Raw genomic sequence first — 7,265 nt, forward strand, 5'->3', positions numbered from 1 at the left:
CGGTGCGGGGCAGCGTCTGGAGGATCGCCTGGTTCACGACGCCGGGGAACCGTGCCCGGGAGGTCCTGCGGGCCAGTTCCCTGACGCGGTCGAAGAGCACCACGGAGTCGTTGACCAAGTAGCCCGACCACCGTGAGCAGGGCTGCCAGGAACACTCCGTCGACGGGCTTGCCCAGCCAGGCGAAGACGCCGAGCAGGATCACCACGTCCTGGGCGAGGGCCACGACCGCGGCGGCGCCGAAGACCCAGCGGAACCGCACGGTGAGGTAGACGAGCTGCGCCCCGAGGGCCACGGCGAGCGCGATCAGCGCACCTTGGCGCAGCTCCTTTCACCGGAACCTCCCTGCGGCGCACCGCCGTCGCCGGGCACCGGCCCTGGCCCATGTGCCGCCGCTGCTGCGGCGTCGCGCTGGACATGGGCAGCGCCCGCACCCGCGCCTGGATCGCCGGCCAGGGCGTGGTCGTCGACGTGCCCACCGTCGCCTCCCCCGGGACCGGTGCGGTCCACCCCATCCAGCGCGGGACCATCGTCGACGCCCAGGCTGCGCTCGGATCACCACTCCCGTCCTGGACGGCGTCGCCCAGCGCGCCCATGCGCGTGCCGCCGTGGAGGTGCTGGAGCCGTGCGGTGTGCTGACCGTGCCGAGCGTCCGGAGTGTCGCCGTGTCCGCCGGCGCGGACCTGTCCCGTCCGCTGCCGGTGGTGGACATCGGCGCCCACCTCACCGAGGCGGTGCTCCTGAGCGACGCCGTGACGGACACCCACCACACGGCCGTCGGCACGAGCGACCTGGACGACACGACGTCGGCGGAGCAACTCGTCGAGGCGGTGGTCGTGATGCTGACCGAGATGCTCCCGCGAGGACCGCACCTCGCTCACCGTCGACGCCCTGCTCCACGGCATCCTCCTGGCCGGTGGCGGTGCGCTGGGTCCCGAGATCCCCTGTCACCTCACCGGCCGTTTGCACGCACCGCTGCGTGTGGTCCCGGCCCCGCACACCGCGGCCGTCCGTGGCGCCGCCCAGCTCCTCCAGTCCGCCCACGTCCACCCCTCGACCTGGGCACCCCTACCGCACGCTGCCCGTCCCGACCAAGGCCTGTCCGGCGGATCAGGCCGGCTGTAACGGTGCCCCGTCAGCGCAGAAGGGCGGGCGGGCCAGCGACGCCGGCACGATCACTCGGACGTCGCCCCTGGATCGCGCCCGGTCCCGCCCCGACCCGTCCCCATATCCGGTCGGCACCGCGCATCCGCTGCGTCCACCGCCGAAGGGAGGACCCATGCCTGGCCGTACACCCCCGTCGCCGCCTCCGCAGGAGCTGCCACGGGTCATGTTCTGGCGCCTGCGGCGCGACCCCCTGCGCCGCCGCAGCGACCTGGCCCAGGCGTGGATCGGCCTCGGTCTGGCACTGGCGGTGTCGGCGGGCACTCCTCTCGCGATGTTCCTGGTCGGCGACGCGGCCCACCGCCACTACGCCCGTAACGCACAGCACCAGGCCGCGACACGCCACCACACCACAGCCGTCCTCGTCGAGGACGCCCCGCGCCACCCCGAACCCGGCTCCGCCGAAGCGAGGAAGACCCGTTACCCACCGAGGTCCGCTTCACCGGCCTCGACGCAGGCACCCACACCGCCGAGGCCGATGTCCAGCCCGCCCTGCCCAAGGGCAGCACCATCCGCGTATGGGCCGACACCGACGGAAAGATCACCGACCCGCCCCTGACGCCCGGCCAGGTCCGCAACCACGCCATGGGCTCGGCCATCATCGCCGCCCTCGGCGTCCATGCCGCCGCGGCCGCCGCCTACGGCACCGCCGGCCGCGTCATCCAGCGCCACAACCTCGCCGCCTGGGACACCGCCTGGGCCGAAACAGCACCGCGCTGGACCACGTCTCCCTAGCCCACCGCGCCTGGCCTCGACGGCCTGTCAGCCTGTCAGCCTGTCAGCCTGTCAGCCGAGCTTTCCAGATTTCCTCGCTGGGCCATTGCTGAGCCCAGTCAGCGGAGATTTCTGCGTAGTCCCGGTCTGTGGGCCGGGGCGCCTGGACCTCAATCAGGTCTTCTACGACGAAGCCGGAGGACCGGAGCAGACGGAGCATCTCGCCGTGCGGCAGGATGAACTGCACGTGGTTCCCCCAGTCCAGCCGAGTCAGGCCGAACTGTGGGCGGGACAGAGTGGTGGATGCCGACCCTTCCGGCTGTACGCAGAGGGCGAACAGCGGTGAGTAGCGCATGAACACCAGCCGGCCTCCAGGAACGAGAAGCCGGGCCGCCTCCGGGATCCACTGATAGGGGTCGCACCACAACGAGGCGCCGTACTCGCTGATCGCCAAGTCGAAGGTGTTGTCGTCGTAGGGCACCGCCTCGGCCTTGCCCAGGACAAGAGGGAAGTCGATGCCGAACTCCGCCTGCATCGCGCGTGCGGTGGCGAGCTGCTTCTCCGAGAGGTCGATCCCGATCGGATGCGCCCCCGCTCTGGCCAGCCAAGCGGAAACATAGGCGGTACCGCAGCCCAGCTCGATGGTGCGCATCCCGCCTATGTCGTCGGGGAGTACGGAGACCTCCGACTCAGGGGTGGCCCACAAGCCCCAACTCGGTTCCGCCTGTAACCAGTGATCGCGGGCGAGCGGCTCATGCCACGCAGCCGCCTCGTCATCCCAATAGCGTCGGTTCTGCTCCACATGGTCCGCGTGACCGTCATGAGCAATCATGGCGCCATTCGACCGAAGATGCTGATGCTCCGGCAAACGGATTTACGGACCTCACCAGCCTCCGCGACAATGCGTTCTTGCTCAGCCCAGGAAGCTCAGTCGAACCTGACGGTTGACATTGTCTTTATCGGTGTCCGCCAACCTCCGTCAGGACAACTGCCACGATACCTGCCAGGCCCTACGAGTCCGCAGGGGGAAAGTCCTTGGAAAGTCCCCATGGAAGGGGTTCTTGACCTACGGGTTCGCGGCACGTGATCAATGGGCAGGCGTGAAAGCGATCACCGACTACCAGGCGCTCGCTCTCGACCTGCACCTCACGCTGGTCCTGTGGCAGCGAGTACGCGAGCTGCCGAACACCCTCTCCGTCTACAGCGTGAATTACTTGCCCTTCGTGACCCCAGCAGCACCAGCGCGCAGGGTTCCACACCCCATCAATCTACGGGTGGCGGGACGCGGGTGACTTCATCTACCGGCTGGCCGGAACCTCGGAGCTGGAACCCCTCGGGCCGCACGAAGTCCTCGGCGGCCTGACTGAACTCTGCTTCGATCGTCCTGACTGGAGGCAGTTCGATCCCGGCCGGCGGGTTGTCATCAGGGTGATGGAACAGCTCGATGACCTGTACGACGCCCAGCGGGGCAGCCACTCCCCTGGGCGAGTCCCTCGGGCTGGCCGCCAAGCACCTCCGCGGCGCCGCAGCGGCCCTGTAATCCACATGCTTCCTGGCTTACGGTCGTCGCCGTCACCCACCCGTGAGCGGGTTGGTCAGGCTGCGGGCGCGAGGGTACGTCTGCCCCAGCGGCGACGGGGAGACCCGTGCGTAGGGGGTTTACGCGGGGCCCGGGCCTTGGGAGGTGCGGCGTCAGCGGGAGTGGCCGAGTTGGGTGAGGGCCAGGTCGAGCATGTCGGCGAAGAAGTCGGCTGCGGTGGTGTCGATGCACAGCGGTGGCTTGATCTTGAGGATGTTGAGGTGGTCCCCGGTGGGCTGGACGATCACGCCGAGGTCGAGCATGCGGTCGCAGAGTTCGGCGGTCTCTTCTGTGGCGGGTTCCAGGTGGGCGCGGTCCCGGACGAGTTCGAGGCCGAGGTAGAGGCCCGAGCCGTGGACGGCGCCGATGATGCCGTAGCGGTCGGCCAGTGCCTGGAGCCGGCTTTTCAGATGGCCGCCGACGCGCACCGCGTTGCCTTGGAGGTCTTCGTCCCGCAGGGTGTCCAGAACGGTGAGGCCCACGATGCTGGAGACGGGGCTGCCGCCGGTGGAGGAGAAGAAGTAGCCCTGGTCGCGGTACCGGTCCGCGACCGCCTTTGACGTGATGACGGCGCCGAGGGGGTGCCCGTTGCCCATGGCCTTGGCGACACAGACGATGTCGGGGACGACCCGCTGCTGCTCGAAGCCCCAGAACCAGTGTCCCAGGCGGCCGTATCCGACCTGGACCTCGTCGGCGACGGCCAGGCCGCCGTGCCGCCGTACCGCCGCGTACAGCTGGGCGAGATAGCCGTCGGGAAGGGCGACTCCTCCGGCGTTGCCGTAGAAGGTCTCGCCGATGAACGCTCCCGCCGGGCGGCCGGCAGCGGCCAGTTCGTCGATCACCGCCACGGCCTCGGGTGCGTAGCGCACGGCATCCGGCCCGCGGTGGCGGCCGCGGTAGGAGTTGGGCGAGTCCACGGTGTGCACCCAACTCGGGCGGGTGGCCAGGGCGTTCGGGTTGTCCTGGAGCGAGGTGGAGACCGCGTCGGAGGCGTACGTCCAGCCGTGGTACGCCTCGCGCAGCGCGACGACGTCGGGTCGGCCGGAGGCCCCGATGGCCAGGCGAAGGCCCAGATCCACCGCTTCCGAACCGGAGTTGACGAGGAACACCGTGTCCAGAGGGTCGGGGAGGCGAGCGGCGAGGCGCTCGGTGAACTCCACCACGGAGGCGTAGTGGAAGCGCGAGTTGGTGTTGAGCCGCCGCAACTGCCGGGAGACCGCCTGTTCGACGCGGGGGTGGGCGTGGCCGAGTGGGGTGACGTTGTTGACGATGTCGAGGTACGACCGGCCGTCGGTGGACAGCAGATGGTGGCGCCAACCACGTTCGATACGCGGAGGGTTGGCGTAGTAGTGCTCCTGCACTGTGGCGAACGCGGCGTCACGCCGGTCGAGCAGGTCCCTCTCGCGCGTACGACCGGAGTCGGCCGCCAGGCCGAGGAGCGGGGCGGCGTCGGCGGTGAGCGCCAGCCAGCCGGCGGCGTACTCGGGACGGACCAGGCGCGGGGCGGCGGGGCCGTCGGCGTCGCGCAGCGCGACGTGGACCGAGGCACCGGAGCCGAGGTGGGTGATGTCCTCGCCCGCCCGCACCGTCGCACCGGTGGTGACCACGGGCCGGACCTCGCGGGGGAAGGACAGCGACAGCACCTGCGCGCCGTAGGTGAGTTCCACGTGGCCCGGCGCCGCGGCGAGGACCTTCCCCGCGGCGGGCGCCTGCACCACGGCGTCCCGGCCGAGCCAGAGGTCGATTCCGGTGGGCACCGTGGCGGTGGACACCGCCGACAGCGCCGGTGTCCGAGCGAGTCGCGCCTGGGCGTATCGGGTGGCGACGGCGGCCGCTCCGTCCGCGAGCGCGGAGGCGACCAGCCCGGCCTCGGTGCCGGCGTCCGTCCAGGCACCGTGGTCCATGGAATCGGCGTCGGTGGACAGGTCGAGGAGGGTGATGTCGTCGGCGACGAGGTCCCGCAGGAGAGGGCGCACCGGGGCATCGGCCTGCGCGGTCCGGGCAGGCACGTCGGCCATGCCGGTCGCGTCCCTGATGAGGCGGGTCATCACCGGCAGGGGCAGCCAGGTGGCCTGTTCGAATATGCGCCATTCGCGGTCGAGCGCGGCCTTGGCGTAGGCGTTGTCCTCGTCGACGTCGGCCTGATGCCGCCCGCTGGCCACCAGGACGGCGGCGCGCAGGACCACGAGCGGCCACACCGCATCGGCTTCCTCGGAGGAGAGCGGCCGAACGGCGTGGAAGGCGCGGACGGCCGGCAGCACGTGGTGAGGCTCGATGCCGTCGTGGTGGAGCATCGAGGACAGTGAAACGGCGAGTTCGCCGACCGCCCAGCTCGTGGTCACGTCACCGAAGTCGATGACCCCGTCCGGCATGGGCGGACGGCTGTCGGGACAGCGGATCAGATTGTCGTCGGTGAGGTCCAGGTGCACGGCCTGCGACGGCAGCGCGGCAGCGAGCCCCTGGACATGTGCCCAGGCCTCGTCGGTCGCCGTCCGGACGGCGGTGCGCCGGTCGGGTTCGTCGATGTGCCCGGCGAGCTTGGCGACGACGCGATCGGCGTGCTGCGGGTCCCACTGGAGCACGCGGTCGAGGCCCGGGTGCCGGAAGTCGCGCAGGGCGGTGCTGACCTTTCCGACGATCGTGCCCATGCCCGCCACGGTGCCGGGTGACAGGTGCCGTGGTCCCGAGAGCGTGCCGCCGGGCAGGTGGCGCAGCAGGCGCGCGGCGGCCGGACCGTTCTCGGTGTCCACGGTCGTGCGCCGCGGGGAGCCGTCAGGGCGGCGCAGGACCGTGGCGACGCGCAGTTCCGGGCAGGCTGAGGCGATCAGGTCGGCTGCCGCGTCCTGGGCTTCGATCTCCACCATGCCGAAGGCGGGGTTGGCGATCTTCAGAATCGCAGCGGGCGTCCCGTCGTCGGCGTGCAGCAGGAAGTTGGCATCCTGCTGGCTGCCCAGCGCCTGCGCACGGGCAGTGATGCCGAGGTGTTCGGCAGCGATGAGTTCGGCTTCGGCCGCTGTCGTGCGGGGTGCGGGAAGGGCGTCCTCGGTGAAGAAGTCGATCGTGCGGTACTCGTCGGGCAGCATGCAGGTTCCTCGGCTGGTGCGGGCGAACAAGGCTCGGACGCTCGGATGCCTCAGTCGACGTGCCACAAGAAGCGGTGCGTGTGAATCGCGAAGTAGGGGAAATTCGCCACGGATACGACACCCTCGACGGGCCGCACGACGTCGTTGATGAAGTCCAGAAGATCCCGAGGCTGAGGGCACACCACCTCCGCGAACAGGTCGAAGCCACCGGCCGTCAGGACGGTGTACACGACTTCGTCGTGCCGGGACAGTTCATCCGCGACCGCCCTGGAATCGCCGTCGATGCGCAGGCCCAGGAGTGCCATCGTCTGCTGGCCCATGGTCATCGGGTCGGTCACTCCCACGACCTGGACCGCCTTGGCGTCGATCAGCCGCTGCAGCCGGAGCCTCGCGGCCGAGGGTGACAACCCCACCTTCGGCCCCAGATCGGCGTAGGGGATCCGGCCGTCGACCTGCAACTCCCGCAGGATGGCCCGGTCGATGTCGTCCATGCAGCACCTCTCCCCTGCGCGAATGGCAGGCCTTGCGCTTGTTTTAAGCACAATGCCGGATCCGTATGCTCGATTCAAGCGTAGAGACGATGGAATCGAGCATCTGGAACCCGATTGGTGATGGAGGACCTCACGTCGTGGCGGGCTCGTCGTCGAGGCGGAACCTCGGGTCGCCCGGTACGGACGCGAGGAGTTGGGCGGTGTACGGGTGGTTCGGCTCGGCGAAGGTGGCTCCG

General features: G+C 70.1%; 4 protein-coding genes and 3 pseudogenes. 3 read left to right on the plus strand and 4 right to left on the minus strand.

Annotation, left to right across the window (positions count from 1 at the left end; all coding sequences use genetic code 11):
- Positions 1 to 329 (minus strand): annotated as a pseudogene (locus tag KUM44_RS46110) (protein translocase subunit SecD); the annotation flags it as partial.
- A gap of 53 nt (positions 330 to 382) precedes the next feature.
- Between KUM44_RS46110 and KUM44_RS34260 the strand changes: the two are divergent.
- Together KUM44_RS34260 and KUM44_RS47750 are read left to right on the plus strand one after the other, a co-directional pair.
- Positions 383 to 1,123: pseudogene (locus tag KUM44_RS34260) on the plus strand (hypothetical protein).
- A gap of 154 nt (positions 1,124 to 1,277) precedes the next feature.
- A pseudogene (locus tag KUM44_RS47750) lies at positions 1,278 to 1,897 on the plus strand (hypothetical protein).
- A 43-nt stretch (positions 1,898 to 1,940) separates the two neighbouring features.
- Here KUM44_RS47750 and KUM44_RS34270 read toward each other — a convergent pair.
- Complete coding sequence (locus tag KUM44_RS34270) at positions 1,941 to 2,708, minus strand: class I SAM-dependent methyltransferase (protein WP_254390499.1); 768 nt, start codon at positions 2,706 to 2,708, stop codon at positions 1,941 to 1,943.
- Between the two features lie 229 nt (positions 2,709 to 2,937).
- On the opposite strand from KUM44_RS34270, the gene KUM44_RS34275 reads away from it, so the two are divergent.
- Positions 2,938 to 3,168, plus strand: coding sequence for a hypothetical protein (locus tag KUM44_RS34275; protein WP_217213645.1), 231 nt, complete (start codon positions 2,938 to 2,940; stop codon positions 3,166 to 3,168).
- Between the two features lie 400 nt (positions 3,169 to 3,568).
- On the opposite strand, the gene KUM44_RS34280 is transcribed toward KUM44_RS34275, so the two are convergent.
- Entirely contained in the window at positions 3,569 to 6,538 is a 2,970-nt protein-coding gene (locus KUM44_RS34280) for an aminotransferase (protein ID WP_217213646.1), read from the minus strand.
- 50 nt (positions 6,539 to 6,588) lie between these two features.
- Positions 6,589 to 7,029, minus strand: a complete 441-nt coding sequence (locus KUM44_RS34285; RefSeq protein ID WP_217213647.1) for an Lrp/AsnC family transcriptional regulator — start codon at positions 7,027 to 7,029, stop codon at positions 6,589 to 6,591.
- Positions 7,030 to 7,265: the final 236 nt, after the last annotated feature.

Source organism: Streptomyces sp. AC550_RSS872 (assembly GCF_019049285.1).
Lineage (GTDB): Bacteria > Actinomycetota > Actinomycetes > Streptomycetales > Streptomycetaceae > Streptomyces.